At 46.7% G+C, this 15551-nt stretch carries 15 protein-coding genes; 14 read left to right on the top strand and 1 reads right to left on the bottom strand.

Translation table 11 applies throughout. The features are described 5' to 3' along the window. Positions 1 to 172 precede the first annotated feature (172 nt). The 9 genes from K0I63_RS12850 to K0I63_RS12810 all read left to right on the top strand — a co-directional run bounded on the left by K0I63_RS12850 (position 173) and on the right by K0I63_RS12810 (position 11352). Positions 173 to 1384, top strand: a complete 1212-nt coding sequence (locus K0I63_RS12850; protein ID WP_220081295.1) for a porin — start codon at positions 173 to 175, stop codon at positions 1382 to 1384. Between the two features lie 847 nt (positions 1385 to 2231). Further along, positions 2232 to 4829: a TonB-dependent receptor gene (locus tag K0I63_RS12845; protein ID WP_220081294.1), complete on the top strand. Its 2598-nt coding sequence runs from the start codon at positions 2232 to 2234 to the stop codon at positions 4827 to 4829. Between the two features lie 109 nt (positions 4830 to 4938). Further along, on the top strand, positions 4939 to 5898 hold the full coding sequence (locus K0I63_RS12840; protein ID WP_258406865.1) for a class I SAM-dependent methyltransferase: 960 nt from the start codon (positions 4939 to 4941) through the stop codon (positions 5896 to 5898). Positions 5899 to 6400: 502 nt separating this feature from the next. Next, positions 6401 to 7183 (top strand): DUF3450 domain-containing protein, encoded by a 783-nt coding sequence (locus K0I63_RS12835; protein WP_011866275.1) that lies wholly within the window; start codon positions 6401 to 6403, stop codon positions 7181 to 7183. Continuing rightward, on the top strand, positions 7183 to 8538 hold the full coding sequence (locus tag K0I63_RS12830; protein ID WP_011866274.1) for a MotA/TolQ/ExbB proton channel family protein: 1356 nt from the start codon (positions 7183 to 7185) through the stop codon (positions 8536 to 8538). Before K0I63_RS12835 ends, K0I63_RS12830 begins: the two co-directional genes overlap by 1 nt. Beyond that, the gene (locus tag K0I63_RS12825; RefSeq protein WP_011866273.1) at positions 8538 to 9065 is read left to right on the top strand and encodes a MotA/TolQ/ExbB proton channel family protein; all 528 of its coding nucleotides are present in this window, start codon (positions 8538 to 8540) and stop codon (positions 9063 to 9065) included. The genes K0I63_RS12830 and K0I63_RS12825 overlap by 1 nt, the downstream gene beginning before the upstream one ends. Positions 9066 to 9078: 13 nt before the next feature. Continuing rightward, positions 9079 to 9483: an ExbD/TolR family protein gene (locus K0I63_RS12820; protein ID WP_011866272.1), complete on the top strand. Its 405-nt coding sequence runs from the start codon at positions 9079 to 9081 to the stop codon at positions 9481 to 9483. A gap of 1 nt (position 9484) precedes the next feature. Beyond that, the gene (locus tag K0I63_RS12815) at positions 9485 to 10102 is read left to right on the top strand and encodes an energy transducer TonB (protein WP_011866271.1); all 618 of its coding nucleotides are present in this window, start codon (positions 9485 to 9487) and stop codon (positions 10100 to 10102) included. A 2-nt stretch (positions 10103 to 10104) separates the two neighbouring features. Beyond that, positions 10105 to 11352: a tetratricopeptide repeat protein gene (locus K0I63_RS12810; protein ID WP_220081292.1), complete on the top strand. Its 1248-nt coding sequence runs from the start codon at positions 10105 to 10107 to the stop codon at positions 11350 to 11352. Between the two features lie 59 nt (positions 11353 to 11411). On the opposite strand, the gene K0I63_RS12805 is transcribed toward K0I63_RS12810, so the two are convergent. Continuing rightward, a complete protein-coding gene (locus K0I63_RS12805; RefSeq protein WP_011866269.1) occupies positions 11412 to 11921 on the bottom strand; it encodes a GGDEF domain-containing protein in 510 nt (169 codons plus the stop codon). 79 nt (positions 11922 to 12000) lie between these two features. Here K0I63_RS12805 and K0I63_RS12800 point away from each other — a divergent pair, with 79 nt between their 5' ends. The 5 genes from K0I63_RS12800 to K0I63_RS12780 all read left to right on the top strand — a co-directional run bounded on the left by K0I63_RS12800 (position 12001) and on the right by K0I63_RS12780 (position 15463). Beyond that, the gene (locus K0I63_RS12800) at positions 12001 to 13842 is read left to right on the top strand and encodes a DUF885 domain-containing protein (protein ID WP_220081291.1); all 1842 of its coding nucleotides are present in this window, start codon (positions 12001 to 12003) and stop codon (positions 13840 to 13842) included. A gap of 91 nt (positions 13843 to 13933) precedes the next feature. Then, on the top strand, positions 13934 to 14212 hold the full coding sequence (locus K0I63_RS12795; protein WP_220081290.1) for a peptidylprolyl isomerase: 279 nt from the start codon (positions 13934 to 13936) through the stop codon (positions 14210 to 14212). Between the two features lie 7 nt (positions 14213 to 14219). Further along, positions 14220 to 14765, top strand: coding sequence for a GNAT family N-acetyltransferase (locus K0I63_RS12790; RefSeq protein WP_220083442.1), 546 nt, complete (start codon positions 14220 to 14222; stop codon positions 14763 to 14765). Between the two features lie 48 nt (positions 14766 to 14813). Continuing rightward, a complete protein-coding gene (locus K0I63_RS12785; RefSeq protein ID WP_011866265.1) occupies positions 14814 to 15044 on the top strand; it encodes an RNA-binding S4 domain-containing protein in 231 nt (76 codons plus the stop codon). A 32-nt stretch (positions 15045 to 15076) separates the two neighbouring features. After that, positions 15077 to 15463 (top strand): ribonuclease E inhibitor RraB, encoded by a 387-nt coding sequence (locus K0I63_RS12780; protein WP_220081289.1) that lies wholly within the window; start codon positions 15077 to 15079, stop codon positions 15461 to 15463. The last annotated feature ends 88 nt before the right edge of the window (positions 15464 to 15551 follow it).

The following is a 15551-nucleotide window of genomic DNA, read 5'->3' as shown; positions in this document are numbered from 1 at the left end:
CTGGAATTCTTTAGTTAACTTGGTGAAAAATAGCGCCGTTATTGTGATATTCGTCTTTGAGGGAATGCTAATCTTTTGCTAGTCTTTAGCTGAAATTGGAACGAAATAAAACAACGGAATGTCGCACAATAAGATAAAGCAAACTGAACATAACAAAAGGTTAGACTAACAGATGAAGAAGAGTGTAATAGCAACAGCGTTAGCGGCTGTCATTTTTGTCCCCGCTGCATCCGCTATCGAAATCTATAAAGACGATAAAAATGCGGTAGAAATTGGTGGTTTTATTGATGCCCGTGTTATTAACACTCAAGGTTCAACTGAAGTGGTTAACGGTGCGTCACGGATCAATTTTGGCTTCACCCGTGAGATGAGCGACGGCTGGAAGGCGTTCACTAAGCTGGAGTGGGGTGTTAACCCATTCGGTAACAGCGAAATCGTTTACAGCAGTGAGAGTAACTTCGAATCTAAGAGCGGTGACTTTCTTAACAATCGTCTAGGTTATGTCGGTATCGCCCACGATCTTTATGGTAGCCTGACCATAGGTAAGCAGTGGGGTGCTTGGTATGATGTGGTTTACAACACTAACTACGGTTTCGTATGGGACGGTAACGCTGCTGGTGTTTATACTTATAACAAGGCAGATGGTGCGGTAAACGGTGTGGGTCGTGGTGACAAGATCGTTCAGTACCGTAACAGCGTCGGCGATCTGAGCTTTGCGGTTCAGGCCCAGCTAAAGAACGATAAGTTCTATACCTGTGAATATGATCCTAACCTGTCCACCGACTGTAAAGAGCGTTGGGACAGCCAAGATCCTGTCTTAGATTCAGAAGAAGTTAAGTACAACTACACCTATGGTGCGTCTGCGACCTATCAGGTTAACGACAAGCTTGCTGTCTCTGCCGGTATCAACCGTGGTGAGTTTGATGTCACCTTCAGAAAGACCTCAGAGCAGATCACCGCAATCGACGTGATCTACGGTATGGGCGTGACCTGGGGTAACTGGGACGCCGACGGTTTCTACGGCGCGGCTAACTTCAACAAGAACGAGAACCACGATACCGATAACCTGGGTCGTCTGATCAAGGATTCATATGGTGTCGAAACGCTGTTCTCTTACAAGTTTGATAACGGTTTCCGTCCCTTTGTTTCTTACAACATCTTGGACGCGGGTAAGGACTATGTGATCCAGCCTAACAATGTTGACCCTAACTCGTCGTTCAAGCGTCAGTTCGTGGTTGTTGGTCTGCACTATGTGTGGGATGCCAACACAGTGCTTTATGTTGAAGGCCGTAAAGACTTCAGTAAGTTTGAAGGTGCCGATGCTGAAGCCCAGGCTAAATTCGAAGAAGACGGTATAGCCATAGGTATTCGTTACACTCTGTAATACGTCTTGTCATTACGAGTGAAAGTCTGATCAATGCAAAGAAAAGCGCCTAATAGGCGCTTTTTTATTACCTTTCTAAAATGCCAATTCTTATCTTTTGATGGCGAGTGATGACCCTGTCATAAGCTACTCTATTTATTCTGCTCGACTGGTTTTGCACACTAATATTTGAGTGTCTATCAAGAGTCGAAGCTAGGTCTCATTGCCTGACTCGAGACTAGTCTCTATCTGCGCTTAATCAAGTCTTAGTCGGGTCTCGGTTTAACCTTAGTCCTTACCTTATTTTATCTTAACTCCCCCTAATGCTGCCGAATTTGCCTTATGTGAGAGGTATTGCGATTTAATCGCTAACAGCAGCTTAATTTGTAATCAATTCTTTACGTACGGTTGCCGATTTTACCCAATTGCCAGCGTGATTTTACAATTAAGCCTCTTTGTTACAACTACTGATATTTAACAACTTGTCGATCATTAGTTTGATGAACCGCTAATTAATAGTCCTCCTAAATTAGTTTTATCTGTAATCAGTGTGCATATGCTAAAAAATTATATCCCATTGGTTTTATTTGATTTAATTGTAACTCATCTCTGTTCGCAATACTTTGTTACGGCAATTTTTGCCCTAAATCGTCGACTTGCTACAGCTAGCAAAAATCTGCCTTATTGTGACGGGCGTCTACAAATTGAGCGATCGCCAATTAAATCTGTGAAAATAGTGATGCGATTGTTGATTAAATGTTTCACATGTGGTTCTATTTGTTGGCGAATGTGCACAAGTGTAACGATTGGTGTTTATTTGTGTTTACTTTCACACAAAAATAAAAAATAAAGTCCAGGGAGAAACAACATGTATAAGAACAGCTTATTAGCTAATTCAGTGCGTTTCGCACTAGTTAGCGGTGCAGCTATGACAGCTTTTACTGCTCCAGCAGTATTCGCGGCAGACGAGCAAGCTGCAGATAAAGTTGAACGTATTGAAGTTACTGGTTCACGCATTAAGCGTAGTGATCTTGAAGGTGCTTCACCTGTAACAACGATCACTGCAGACGATATGAAAGTTGAAGGTAACTTTACAGTAGCCGATGCGCTACGTAACAGTAACTTAAACTCTTTTGGTTCATTCTCTGAGCGCTCTGGTAGCTCTGCTCAGTCTCAAGCGACAATCAACCTACGTGGTGCTGGTTCAAGCCGTACCCTAGTTCTGATCGATGGTAAGCGTTTCCCAGGTTCACCTACTCTAGGTGGTGCTTCTGCTAACCTTAACGCCATCCCAATGGCGGCAGTTGAGCGTATCGAAATTCTAACCGACGGTGCTTCTTCTACCTACGGTTCTGACGCGATTGCTGGTGTTGTTAACATCATCATGAAGAAGAACTTCCAAGGTATCGAATTCAACGTTGGTGGCGGTTCACGTGACCGTGACGGCGGTCTGACAAGTAAAGAATTCTCTGTGGTTGCTGGTTATGAAATGGACAAGGGTAACATTACCTTCGCATTCGACCACCAAGACCGTAAAGGTATCTCTGATGCAGATCGTGAGTTCACAGCTCCTTGGATGCGTGATCTAAACGGTGACGGTGTAATCCAGGCATACTCAGAAACAGATGGCTGGAGTTATTACGGCGCGAGCGTTAAGCATCCTGATACAGGTATTTACCAGCCTTCACCACTTTGTGACGACTTAGCGGCACAATACGGTGACAATGTATTTAAGAAAGTACGTGGTGATGACGTATTTGGTGCGGGTTCTGAGCTATGTATGTATGCATACGGTAATGTTTCATACAACAAGGCTTCTGTTGACCGTAACACCGTTTATGTAGATGCCAACTATGAAATCGCTGAAGATGTAGAATGGTTCGGTCGTGTAATGTTCACCCAGAACAACTCATTCGGTCGTTATGCGCCTCCAGCAGCTGCTTGGAATAACATGTCTGCCGATAACCCACATAACCCGTTTGATGTAGAAGCGAAAGGTTACTTCCGCTGGGTTGGTATCGGTACTCGTGACGGTAACGTAGATGACTACAACCAAGATTACCTGACTGGTCTTCGTGGTTCTATCAGCGCATGGAACGATGCGACTTGGGAATTCTACTACCACTACAACAAGGCCGATAACAAGTCTATCGGTGAGTACTACCTGAGCTACTCAGGTCTTGCTTACAACGAAGCTAACGGAATCGATCTGGGGTCTGAAGCCGGTGTAAACAACATGAAGGCCACTACTCTGACTCAAGACCGTGCGACCTTCCACCAGTACAACGCAGGTATAGGTTTCGATGCGTTTGAACTGCCAGGCGGTGCTGTTGCTCACTACTTTGGTATGGAATACTTCGATCAAGATTATAACTCTGTTTATGATGCACAATCTGAAGCGGGTCTGATCGGTGGTAGTGCTGGTAACTCTGCGGGTGGCGACCGTCAAGTATGGGCTGCATTCTATGAAGCGGCTATGCCTCTGACTGACACCATCGAACTGAACATCGCTGCTCGTTACGATGATTACAGCGATTTCGGTGATAACGTTGCACCTAAGGCCTCTATTCGTTGGCAAGCTCTGGACAACATTGTTGTTCGTGCTTCTTACTCTGAAGCCTTCCGTGCTCCAGCTCTGGATCAGTTATATGCTGCAACAACTTTCAGTGCTGAGGACGGTACCGACTATCCATACTGCGCTGCAACAGGTATTCCTCAAGATAAGTGTCCTGAAAAGCAGTATGATACATGGATCAGCGCTAACAAGAATCTAGGCCCTGAGACTTCTAAGTACATCAACTTCGGTGTCGCATGGGATGTGGTAGATAACTTTGGTATTAAGGTTGATTACTTCGACCTGAAGATCGACGATGTTATCAGCCAGCGTTCTATCACAAACGTGATGGAAGGTATTGCAAGTGGCTCATTGACTCCAACAGATACATTCTATGTTAAGCGCGATGCGACTGGTGCAGCTGAAGAGATTGGTACAGGTTACGGTAACGGCGACAAACTTCAAATCAGAGGTCTTGACGTTGCATTGAACGGTAACCTAGAAACTGATATCGGCGACTTCAGTCTAGCATGGACCAACAGCTTCGTTCTTGAATACACAGAGGAAGTTGAAGGTGGTGCTGGTGCCGTTGATACTAAGGGCTGGAATGGCCAACCAGAGTACAAGTCTGTATTTACTACAACTTACACAATGGGCGACCACCGCGTATCTTGGAACATGAACTACACAGATTCAACTTATGAAACTAAAGACACTGGTAAGCTTGATTCATGGTTAATCCATAACATCAACTATACCTATGATGCAGGTTCATTCGGTTCAATCATGCTAGGTGTTAACAACCTAACTGATGAAGATCCAGTTCTATCTTCAGACGGTAAGTTCGAAAACCCAGAGCTATACAACAACTACGGCCGCGAATACCGCGCAAGCTACACTCTGAAGTTCTAAGAGTAAGCTAATAGTTTTAGTATAAATATCTGATAAAAGGCCCTATTTAGGGCCTTTTTTTATGGTATTAATAAAAGCCGATAACAAAAACGACAAAAGGGCGAGCATTATGAGCCATCATTGGGACGAATACTGGCAACAGGGACATCTGACATCTTTTGGTGACAGTTTTTCTGGCAATTACTCAGGCGTACTAGAGACAAATTGGCACAAGGACTTTAATGCCTTAGCAGACAATTTTAAGGTGCTGGATCTGGCTACTGGTAACGGGGCACTACCGCTGCTGTTGAATCAATATTTCAAAGGCGATAATAAGAAAGGTGAAGTAATAGGTGTAGACCTTGCCCAAATTAATACCAAGTTGGACGAGTTGGCGTTAAGTGAGCAGGTGAGGGTATCACTGCTTTCCCACATAGATTGTTCAAGCTTGTCTTTTGAGGACAATAGTTTTGACCTGGTTATCTCCCAATATGGTCTAGAGTACTCTGATTTAGCCCTTTCTATTCCGGAGGCGATTCGTGTGCTTAAGCCCGGAGGCAGACTTAGCTTGGTGACTCACCATAGCCGTTCGATGATCATTAATCGTAACCGGCGAATTTTGAATGTCGTCAGTCAGCATTCGATAACCAAAGTATTCGAGACCATGGAAGCGCTCACTTTGAAGATGGGCACGCTCACCAACGCAGAAGATGTTCAGCGCATCAAGCAAGATATCGAGTGCGAGCGATTGCGCCACCAATTGAATCAAGAGATCTCAACCCTGGCTCAGTCCGATGAGGAAGGGCTGAAGGACAGTGAGTTGCTTACCTATGTGGCGAGCCTTTTTCAACAAGGCCTATTTTGGCCCTTGGCAAAGAAGCTGCAATATCTCTCTTTTGCACGGCAGCAGATTGAAACATTAAGAGATCGCCTCGGTGAGCTTGTCGAAGCATCTCTAGATGAATTGGCACTTTCAGCCATGTTAGCTAATCTAATTGAACTGGGTGCGAACTTAAGCAGCATTAATCAGATTGAAGATAATGACGGTCAGGTTTTGGGTTGGAAGATTGTCATAAATAAAACTATCTAGTATCTGCAGGCCCCAATTCGCGATATGTATAAAAGATGTTTCAGATAGACCACGTGGTAATACCAGCACAACATAATTTGATGCAAACGTTTGCGATAAAGTTATTTGGTTAATAGTTTGTTAATGGTATATTTGGTTTTTGTTGTTTGTTATATCTTATTAAAATCATGTGGTTAGATATGTATTGTTGTTTAAGTCGGCTCATGTGAATTAGATTTGTAAATATTGACTTGTTTGAAAAAACACCTCTTGTGTTATTTTCAGCCCCTAAGAGCTTTTTCTGCTAGTTTTAGCCGTTTCCAAATGTTGACACAGGTCAACATTTTGTGAAATGATGCCTGCGGGTCTACACCTTGATTGGTGTAGAAAAGGGAAGATAATAACTAACAATCACAAGAGAAATGCACACTTATGGTGGCGGAATTCATGCAAATATAAGCAGAAAACCCGTGTTACCAATAAGTTAAACCTTTTATTTTTCACTTCAAATTGGTTGGGAACTATGTCCAAGGTAAGCAATAGAACTAAAATCGCTACGGCGCTCATTGGCGCGCTGGCCTTAGCAGGCAGTAACTTAGTGGTTGCCGATCCACTTTCTGATGTTCAGAAAGCGGATGCGAAAATTCATGCAGATGCAGCCGCATCTCAAAAGAAAGTTGATAAGTATTACGATCAAGCGCAAGACATGGCGTTTGAATATGGCCAAGTTGCAGACACTCGTGAGTCAACTAAGTCATACAACGATTATGTAGCTGGCCTGGTAGCAGACCAAGAAGCCACCATGAAGCTTATCCAAGAAGACATCAACGGTGTTGATAAGCTACGTCAAGGCGTTGTACCGCTAATGTTCAAGATGGTTGATGCACTAGAGCAGTTTGTTGCTCTGGATCTGCCATTCAACAAAGAAACTCGTGAAGCCCGTATCAAGCGTCTTCGTGAAACCCTAGATACCGCTAACGTAACATTGGCTGAAAAATACCGTCTGATCCTTGATGCTTATAACATCGAGCGTGAATATGGTTCTAAGTTGAATGTTGAAACCGGTAAGCTGCAACTTGACGGTAAAGAGATCCTGGTTGATTTCATCAACTTCGGTCGCGTTGCCTACTACGCACAAAGCCTAGATCAAAAGTCTGCATGGATGTTCAATCCTGAGACAAAAGCATGGGATAAGCTAGAAGATAGCTATCTACGTAACATTACTAAAGCAATTCGCCAGGCTCGTGGCCAGGGTGCTCCAGATATGTTCGCGTTACCAATCCCAGCTGCGGAGGCTGCACAATAATGAAAAAGTTAATCTCTACAGCAATCGTTGCTGCAAGTCTGTCTTTAACTGCTGGCATGGTGAGCGCTGCTGATGCGCCTAAGAACATCGACCAGCTACTTAAGCAAGTTCAAACCGATCGTGCTAACGCTGCTAAAGTAAACAAGAAGCGTGAAGCCGAGTTCCAAGCCGAGCGTGGCGATAAGGCTGCACTGCTAAAGCGTGAAAAAGCGGCTCTAGCGGCTGAAGAACAACGCGGTAAAGATCTTTCTCAAGCATTTGCCGATAACGAGCGTAAAATCGCTCAGTTAGAAGAAGACCGTAAGATTGCTCAAGGTGACTTGGGTGAGATGTTCGGTGTTGTTAAAGGTGAAGCCGGTGATTTCGCTGGTAAGCTTGTTTCATCAAACGTTAGCGCTCAGTTCCCTGGTCGTGATGCTTTCATCGCCGAGCTAGGTGCACGTAAAGAGCTGCCAAAAATCGAAGAGCTAGAAAAGTTCTGGGAAGAGCAGCTATTCGAAATGGCTGAGTCTGGTAAAGTGGTTACTTTTGAAGGTGCCGTAACTGGTATCGACGGTAACGTTCACAACACCAAGATCACTCGTGTTGGTGCTTACAACCTGCTAGCCGATGGACAGTATGTTGTTTATAACGCCGATCTAGGTCTGGTTCAGCAGCTTTCACAACAGCCTGGTAGCGAGCAAGTTGCCAGCGTTAAAGACTTTGAAGGTCAAACTTCAGGCGTTCACAAGCTGTTTGTTGACCCTGCACGTGGTGTACTGCTAAACGTGTTCACTCAGAAGGCAACTATCGAAGAGCGTATCGAAGCCGGTGGTACTATCGGTTACATCATCATCGGTCTGCTTGTTCTTGGTGCCTTGATCTCTATCGAGCGTCTGGTGACTCTGTATGTTGTTGGCGCGAAAGTTAACGCACAACGTAAGAACATCGACAACCCTGGTAACAACCCACTGGGTCGCGTACTTAAGGCATACCACGATAACAAAGATGTTGACGTTGAAACGCTTGAGCTGAAACTTGACGAAGCGATTCTGAAAGAAACTCCAGCACTTGAGACTCGTATCTCTATCATCAAGGTTCTAGCGGCTATCGCACCTATGATGGGTCTACTGGGTACAGTAACAGGTATGATTGCAACCTTCCAAAGCATCCAGCTATTCGGTACTGGTGATCCTAAGCTAATGGCTGGTGGTATCTCTATGGCACTGATGACGACCGTACAAGGTCTGGTTGCTGCACTGCCACTAATGCTAATGCACGCTATCGTGATTGCACGTAGCAAGTCAGTTGTTCAAGTACTTGAAGAGCAAAGTGCAGGTATCGTTGCCGAGCACGCTGAGAAGAGGAACGCCTAATGATGCTATACCTGATGGACATCTGGGATTCCGTCAGGGGCTTCATGGCCTCCGGAGGCGACGTCCTCTGGTTGGTTGCGGCAGTGCTATTCCTCATGTGGGTGTTAATGCTTGAGCGCTATTGGTATCTCAATCTGATTGCGCCAAAAGAGCACAAAAACATTATCACCGCATGGGACAAGCGAGAGGATTCAACCTCTTGGCATGCACACCGTATCCGTGAAGCTTGGGTATCCCAAGCGAAACAAGATATGAATGCTCGTATGCTGATTATCAAAACCTTAGTAGCCATCTGTCCAATGATCGGTCTACTAGGTACCGTAACCGGTATGATACAGGTATTCGATGTGATGGCAGTTCATGGGACGAGTAATGCTCGTATGATGGCAGCTGGTATTTCAATGGCAACCATGCCGACAATGGCGGGAATGGTCGCAGCGTTATCGGGAGTATTCTTTAGTACTCGCCTAGACGCCAAGATGAAAATCAGTATGGAAAAGCTAAAAGATAGCCTGCCACACCACTAGAGAGAGATTGAACATGGCACGTAAAAAGCATTCAAGTATAGAAGAAGAAGCGCAAATTGATATGACACCGATGCTCGACATCGTGTTTATCATGTTGATCTTCTTTATCGTAACAACGTCGTTCATTAAGCCATCTGGTCTTGACTACAACAAGCCAGAGGCTTCTCAAGCGACAACTCAGAAGTCGGCAAACATCTTTATCGGTGTGAGCAAGACAGGCGTGATCAAGATGGAAAACCGTCAGGTTGACATCGAGCGTGTAACAGCAAACGTTGAGCGTATGCTGGCTGAATCACCAGAAGCGGCTGTATTGATCGAAGCAGATAAAGAAGCTGAACACGGCATTGTTGTTAAGGTTATGGACAATGTGAAGAAAGCTGGGATCAACAAGATTTCGGTATCAGCGGGGAAAGACTAATATGCTGAGAGGAATAGTATCATTATTAGTTGGTGGTGCTGTTACTTTCGCCCTGTTTGTTTTCATGGCCTTCTTGGTCGGTGGCGGCGCGAAACGCGCCGACACTGCCACTGATTCTCCGGTTATTGAGATCAGTATGGATAAACAGGATACGAAAGTGCAGGACAAGCCTAGGGTTAAACCTAAGCCACCTACACCGCCTGAGCAGCCACCTTTACCAGATACGCCACCGCCTGATAGCTCGTCAGACATCGACACTAACATGTCTTTCAACATGACTGGTGTAGTAGCAGGTGCAGCATCTACCGGCTTTAAGCTGGGTAACATGATGACTCGTGACGGTGATGCAACACCTATCGTTCGTATCGAGCCACAGTACCCGATTGCTGCAGCGCGTGACGGTAAGGAAGGTTGGGTTCAACTTAGCTTTACCATCAACGAACTTGGTGGTGTAGAAGATGTGCAAGTGATCAACGCCGATCCTAAGCGTATCTTCGACAAAGAAGCTAAGCGTGCACTGAAGAAGTGGAAGTACAAGCCAAAGATTGTTGACGGTAAAGCCCTTAAGCAACCTGGTATGACTGTACAACTAGACTTTAAACTTGATGGAGGCAAATAGAGATGCAAAAGGTTAATACACTTGCAGCCGCACTATTGCTTGCCATTGGTGGAAGCCTAGTCGTTGCACCAGCAGCAAACGCTGCCGAAAAATGCCCCATTGAGAAGCGCCAGTCTAAGGCTGTAGGCCAAAGCTCGGCAAAGAAAGTGCAAAAGTCTTTCGAAGCTTATCAAGAAGGCAATATCGACGAAGCGATTGCCGTGTTGCTTGAAGCCAGCCCACGCGATGCTTTTGATAAGGCCTATATTGCCCGTATGTTGGGTAACTTTTACGCCGAAAAGAATCAGATGGGTACGGCAATCAAGTACCTGAAGCAAGCCGTTGACGCTGATGTTCTTGGCGGTACAGACCATGGTGCAACCCTGCGTCTATATGCCGACCTGTTGATTCAGGAAAAGAAGTTTAAAGAGTCTATCCCTTACTACTACGAGTGGATGAAGTTTACCTGTAAAGAAGATCCACAAGTGTATCGTCGTATAGGTATCGCTTATTCAGAGCTCAAAGAGTGGGATAAGGTGCTCAGCGTTGTCGATAAGGGTCTGTCTATCAGTACTAAGCCAGATAAAGGCTTGTACCAGATGAAGCTGACGGCTTACTTCAACAAGAAAGATTATAAAAATGCGATTAAAGTCCTAGAGACTATGGTGCCTCTTTTCCAAGAAGATGGCCGTCTATGGGTACAGTTAGCGCAGTTTTATTTGATGACTGAAAGCTATGATAAGTCTTTAGCAACCTATGACTTAGCTTATAAGAATGGATTTTTAGAGACGTCGGGTAACATCACGCGTCTGTCTCAACTGCTGGCGCAAAATGGTTCACCCTATCGCGCGGCGAAAATCTATGAAAAGCATATGAAGAGCGGCCTGATTAAGGAAGATGAGAAGACTTTCTCTATCCTGGGTGGCTTCTATCACAATGCTAAAGAGCTAAAGGAAGCGGCGGATTATTATGGTAAGGCAGCTGCCATCAACAACGATGGTAAACTTTACCTTAAACAAGCCCGTCTGCTCACTCTGCAAGAGAAACACAAAGAGGCGATCCCTGTGCTGAAAAAAGCATTGGCTGCCGGCGGTGTGAGTGAAGGTGAAGTTGAGTTTGAGCTAACCTTGGCTTATCTAGGTACTAAGCAGATTAAAGCGGCATACAATGCCTGCTTGAAGGCTGCTAAGGATGAGAAGACTAAGCGTTCAGCGACAAGTTATCTCGCCTATATCAAGGAAAAGGCACGTATCTATAACGTCGCACTTTAAGCCTTAAAATAAAAAGCCCCGCAAGGGGCTTTTTTTATGCCTGTAGATAAGTAAACAAGTTAGTTCAGACAATGCATCGCCGTATGGTGTTCCTTCTGCCCCTCGAGGGTGTGGGTCAATGAGCGGACATCTTCAAACAGGTTTTCGATGTTGAGATCGCTCTCGGGTTGGCAGAGACACCCGGCCAGCTCATAGTCGATGCGGTTGCTGTGTTTGCGTTGATAGTCTTGATTGAAGTCCATTATTTTCTGTTCTATGCGGGCGATAACGATTTCGGTTCCTTCTCTATCTATGTTAAACAGCCCCAAGGCAAAGTTATCCTGATTCAGTCTGGCGACCATATCCGTTGTCCTAAGTATCGCTTCTTGAACCTGTTTCATGAATAATTCCAGTAAATGAGGTTGCTTTACTGTTTCATGAATGTGTGGGCAAAGATACAATAAGGCCAGCGTCTGGCGTTCGCGCATGTGGCGGTGCCACTCACGGTTAAACACCTCCATAAAATAGGTTTGGTTGTAGACGCCAGTTTCGGGATCTCTGAATCCAGAATTACTAAATGAGTAAATCATTAGCTCGCTCCTCAGATACACCTAAGGTAATTATAGAAAACAACACTCACTTGCACAGAATATGAAGGATATAACTCGAATGAACAAAACGCTTCTCGCATTGACGATATCAGCTTTAGTGGCCATGGTGGGCTGCTCAGACAAGGAAACCAGTGCAAGCCAGGCCAAGAGCAATGCGCCAACGCCAGAACAGACTGTGGCGCCTCAGGCACAAAGCGCAGAGCAGGAATACCTCGCCTTAGTGGATCGTTATTTCAACGACATGCTCAAGCTAGAGCCAATGTACGCCACCTTTGTCGGCGTCAATGACTACAACGACCAGTTTGGCGGCGATCTGACCGAGGAGTATCTCAAGGCGCGTCACGAGCTTAACAGTCGTTATCTGAAGGCGGTAAAGGCCATAGATCGCAGCGCCTTACCCGAGCCGCTGCAGCTGAGCTACGACATGTTTACCTATGATAGAAACATGGCGCTGGTGTCCGAAACCTTCCCGTCCTATTTCATGCCGATGAACCAGTTCTACAGCACAGTCATTACCATGGTGCAGCTGGGCAGCGGTGAGAGCGCGCAGCCATTTAAAACGGTTAAAGACTATGAAAACTGGCTATCGCGTCTATCGGGCTTCATCAACTGGACTAAGTTGGCCCAAGCGCGCATGGACGAAGGTATCGCCAGCAAGGTGGTGCTACCAAGAGTCTTGGTCGAGCGCATCATACCGCAGCTGGAGGCCCAACTGGTCGAGCAGCCGAGTGACAGCCTCTTCTATGCGCCTATCACTAATCTGCCGGAGAGCTTTAGTGAAGAGGAGAAGCAGAAGCTTACTCAGCAATATGACACTCTGATCGGCAAAGAGCTGATCCCAGCGCTGGCGTCGCTGAAGCAATATTTCCAGGAAACCTATCTGCCCGTGGCCAGAGCCAGCGATGGATGGTGGGGATTGCCTAACGGTAAACTTTGGTATCAGCATCTAGCCAATGCCCACACCACAACCACTATGCCGGTTGATGAGATCCATCAGATTGGCCTTAATGAGGTGGCGCGTATTCTCAGCGAGATGGATAAGGTGAGAGAGCAGGTGGGCTTCAAGGGCGATCTCAAGGACTTCTTTGCTTCACTGTCTTCTGAGCCGCAATACTTCTTTAGCGAGCGTCAGGGGCTGATCGACGGCTACATGGTACTGAAGGACAAGATCAACGCCGTATTGCCTAACTACTTCAATGTCATGCCTAAGGCCGACTATGTGGTTAAGCCGGTTGAGAGCTTCCGCGAGCAGTCTGCGGCCGGTGCATCTTATGAGGCACCTGCGGTCGATGGTTCACGTCCAGGTGTGTTTTATATCAACACTTATAACCTGAAGGCGCAGCCTAAGTGGGGCATGACGACACTATCACTGCACGAGGCCGCACCTGGGCATCACTTCCAGATCGCCATCAAGCAGGAGCTGATCGGTGTGCCTGAGTTCCAACGCTTTAGCGGCTATACCGCCTTCGAAGAGGGCTGGGCCCTGTACGCTGAGTATCTCGGCATCGAGATGGGCCTGTTCGAAGATCCTTACCAGTATTTCGGTAAGCTATCCGATGAGATGCTGCGCGCCATGCGTCTGGTGGTCGATACCGGCCTGCACGCCAAAGGTTGGAGCCGCGAACAGGCCATTCAGTATATGAAGGATAACTCGCCGATGGCCGAGACCGACATCATCGCCGAGGTAGAGCGTTACATGGCGATCCCCGGCCAAGCCCTCTCATACAAGGTGGGACAGCTGAAGATCTTGGCCCTGCGCGCCGAGGCGGAAAAGGCTTTGGGTGACAAGTTCGATCTCAAAGGCTTCCACGATCAGATCTTAACCTCAGGCTCGCTGCCGATGGCGGTAATGGAGCAAAAAATCCACCGCTGGATAAAAGCTCAGGGCGCTAAGGCATAATCTTAGCGTTATACCTTTTTAAACCCAGCAAATGTTTTATACTTGCTGGGTTTTATTTTATTCATTTTTAGGGAAATCAAAGGAGTGCCACATGGTACAAGCAACAGCACGTCATCTATTGGTTAGCAGCGAAGAAGAATGCGCAAAGATCAAGCAACAGATCCTGGATGGCGCAGATTTCGGCGAGATGGCCAAGGCGCATTCATCTTGTCCATCAGGGGCGCAGGGCGGCGACCTGGGGTCATTCGGTCCTGGCATGATGGTACGTGAGTTCGACGAGGTTGTCTTCAGTGCGCCGCTAAACGAGGTGCAAGGCCCGGTTAAGACCCAGTTCGGCTACCACCTGCTCGAAGTGACCAGCCGCGGTTAGTCTCTTGATCGTCGAGTTATATACAGACAACTTAAAGATCCGCTCGCTCATGCCTGAGGACTGGCCGCATTTCTTGTCGGTCCATCAGGATGAGCAGCAAAACCGCTATGTTAGAGCCCCCCAAACTGAAGGTGTTATCCGGGAGAAGTTCGAGCAGCGTCTCGCGCCCTGGGATTACGAGTCTGGTGCCTGGCTGACCCTGGTGATTGAAACCATAGAGGATGGTGAGTTTATCGGTTTCACCGGCTTCTATGGCGTCGATACCAGCCTGGGTCAGGTCGAGGTGGGCTATATGCTAAGCAATAGTGGCCAGGGGCGCGGTTATGCCACCGAGAGCCTCAGGGCGGTGATCGATTGGGCCTGTCTGCAGTTTAATGCCCATAAATTTATTGCGCTCTGTACCGACCAGAATCTGGCCTCGGCCCGGGTGCTTGAGAAGTGCGGCTTTATCCTTGAGGGCACCTTAAGGCATAACTTCAGGCTAAATAATGCCTGGGTGGACGATCGTTATTATGGATTGCTCGCCTCGGAGCGCAGTGATAGCCCGCAATAGGCCAGAGTGATATACTCCCGCCGACTCAGTTAAATAAAGGTAGTTAGTGTGACCACAGAATCTCAAACCTTGACCCTGTTACCGGGTGAAGAGTTTATTGAACTCTATAAAGTATTGAAGGTGCAATCAATGACCTCAGGTGGCGGCGAAGCCAAGATGGTGATCAGCGAAGGCCTGGTGACCGTCGATGGTGAGGTCGAGACCCGTAAACGTAAGAAGGTGATTGCCGGACAGGTGGTCAGCTACAACGGCGAAAGCGTGACAATTGTCGCTGAGTGATTCGTCGCGACAGATCCAGAAGGAGTCAAACAATGCAGTTTCCAGATGATGATAATGGCAAGATGTTAGCCGCCATGGCCGAGGCCGGTATCGATTTAACTAAGGCCTTGGATGTGGATTTTTTCCTGATCTTCGACGATCAGCGCGACGCCGAATCCGCGGTGGAAGAGCTTTCCCAGTCAGAGCTAGAAGGTGAGTTGGAGCTACAACTCAACGATGAGCTTGGTAAGTGGGAATTGATCGTCTGCATCAACATGGTGCCGGAATATCAGGCCATCGTCGAGCAGGAGGTTGAGCTCAACGAGTTTGCCGCCGAGTTCGGTGGGGCGACCGATGGCTGGGGCGTGATGCAGCATCAGGAAGGTGACGATGAGTTTGCCGACCATGACCATGAATGCGATGACGACTGCCATCATTAATCGCAGCTAATTCAAAATGCCACTAATTTAATAAGTCACTATTTATAGTGGCTTTTTTTTGCGGTAACGTTAGCAATAAGATAAGCGA

The sequence above is a fragment of the Shewanella rhizosphaerae genome, from assembly GCF_019457655.1.
In the GTDB taxonomy this organism is placed as follows: Bacteria; Pseudomonadota; Gammaproteobacteria; order Enterobacterales; family Shewanellaceae; genus Shewanella; species Shewanella loihica.
The sequence above is the reverse complement of the archived record's forward strand: the minus strand, read 5'-3'. Positions and strand labels throughout refer to the sequence as shown.

What these genes read in the sequence shown, in the direction of transcription:
- K0I63_RS12825 (WP_011866273.1), top strand. Translation starts at nt 8,538, where the DNA reads ATGATGCTATACCTGATGGACATCTGGGATTCCGTCAGGGGCTTCATG.
- K0I63_RS12805 (WP_011866269.1), bottom strand. Translation starts at nt 11,921, where the DNA reads ATGATTTACTCATTTAGTAATTCTGGATTCAGAGATCCCGAAACTGGC.
- K0I63_RS12845 (WP_220081294.1), top strand. Translation starts at nt 2,232, where the DNA reads ATGTATAAGAACAGCTTATTAGCTAATTCAGTGCGTTTCGCACTAGTT.
- K0I63_RS12835 (WP_011866275.1), top strand. Translation starts at nt 6,401, where the DNA reads ATGTCCAAGGTAAGCAATAGAACTAAAATCGCTACGGCGCTCATTGGC.
- K0I63_RS12850 (WP_220081295.1), top strand. Translation starts at nt 173, where the DNA reads ATGAAGAAGAGTGTAATAGCAACAGCGTTAGCGGCTGTCATTTTTGTC.
- K0I63_RS12780 (WP_220081289.1), top strand. Translation starts at nt 15,077, where the DNA reads ATGCAGTTTCCAGATGATGATAATGGCAAGATGTTAGCCGCCATGGCC.
- K0I63_RS12820 (WP_011866272.1), top strand. Translation starts at nt 9,079, where the DNA reads ATGGCACGTAAAAAGCATTCAAGTATAGAAGAAGAAGCGCAAATTGAT.
- K0I63_RS12830 (WP_011866274.1), top strand. Translation starts at nt 7,183, where the DNA reads ATGAAAAAGTTAATCTCTACAGCAATCGTTGCTGCAAGTCTGTCTTTA.
- K0I63_RS12810 (WP_220081292.1), top strand. Translation starts at nt 10,105, where the DNA reads ATGCAAAAGGTTAATACACTTGCAGCCGCACTATTGCTTGCCATTGGT.
- K0I63_RS12795 (WP_220081290.1), top strand. Translation starts at nt 13,934, where the DNA reads ATGGTACAAGCAACAGCACGTCATCTATTGGTTAGCAGCGAAGAAGAA.
- K0I63_RS12840 (WP_258406865.1), top strand. Translation starts at nt 4,939, where the DNA reads ATGAGCCATCATTGGGACGAATACTGGCAACAGGGACATCTGACATCT.
- K0I63_RS12800 (WP_220081291.1), top strand. Translation starts at nt 12,001, where the DNA reads ATGAACAAAACGCTTCTCGCATTGACGATATCAGCTTTAGTGGCCATG.
- K0I63_RS12815 (WP_011866271.1), top strand. Translation starts at nt 9,485, where the DNA reads ATGCTGAGAGGAATAGTATCATTATTAGTTGGTGGTGCTGTTACTTTC.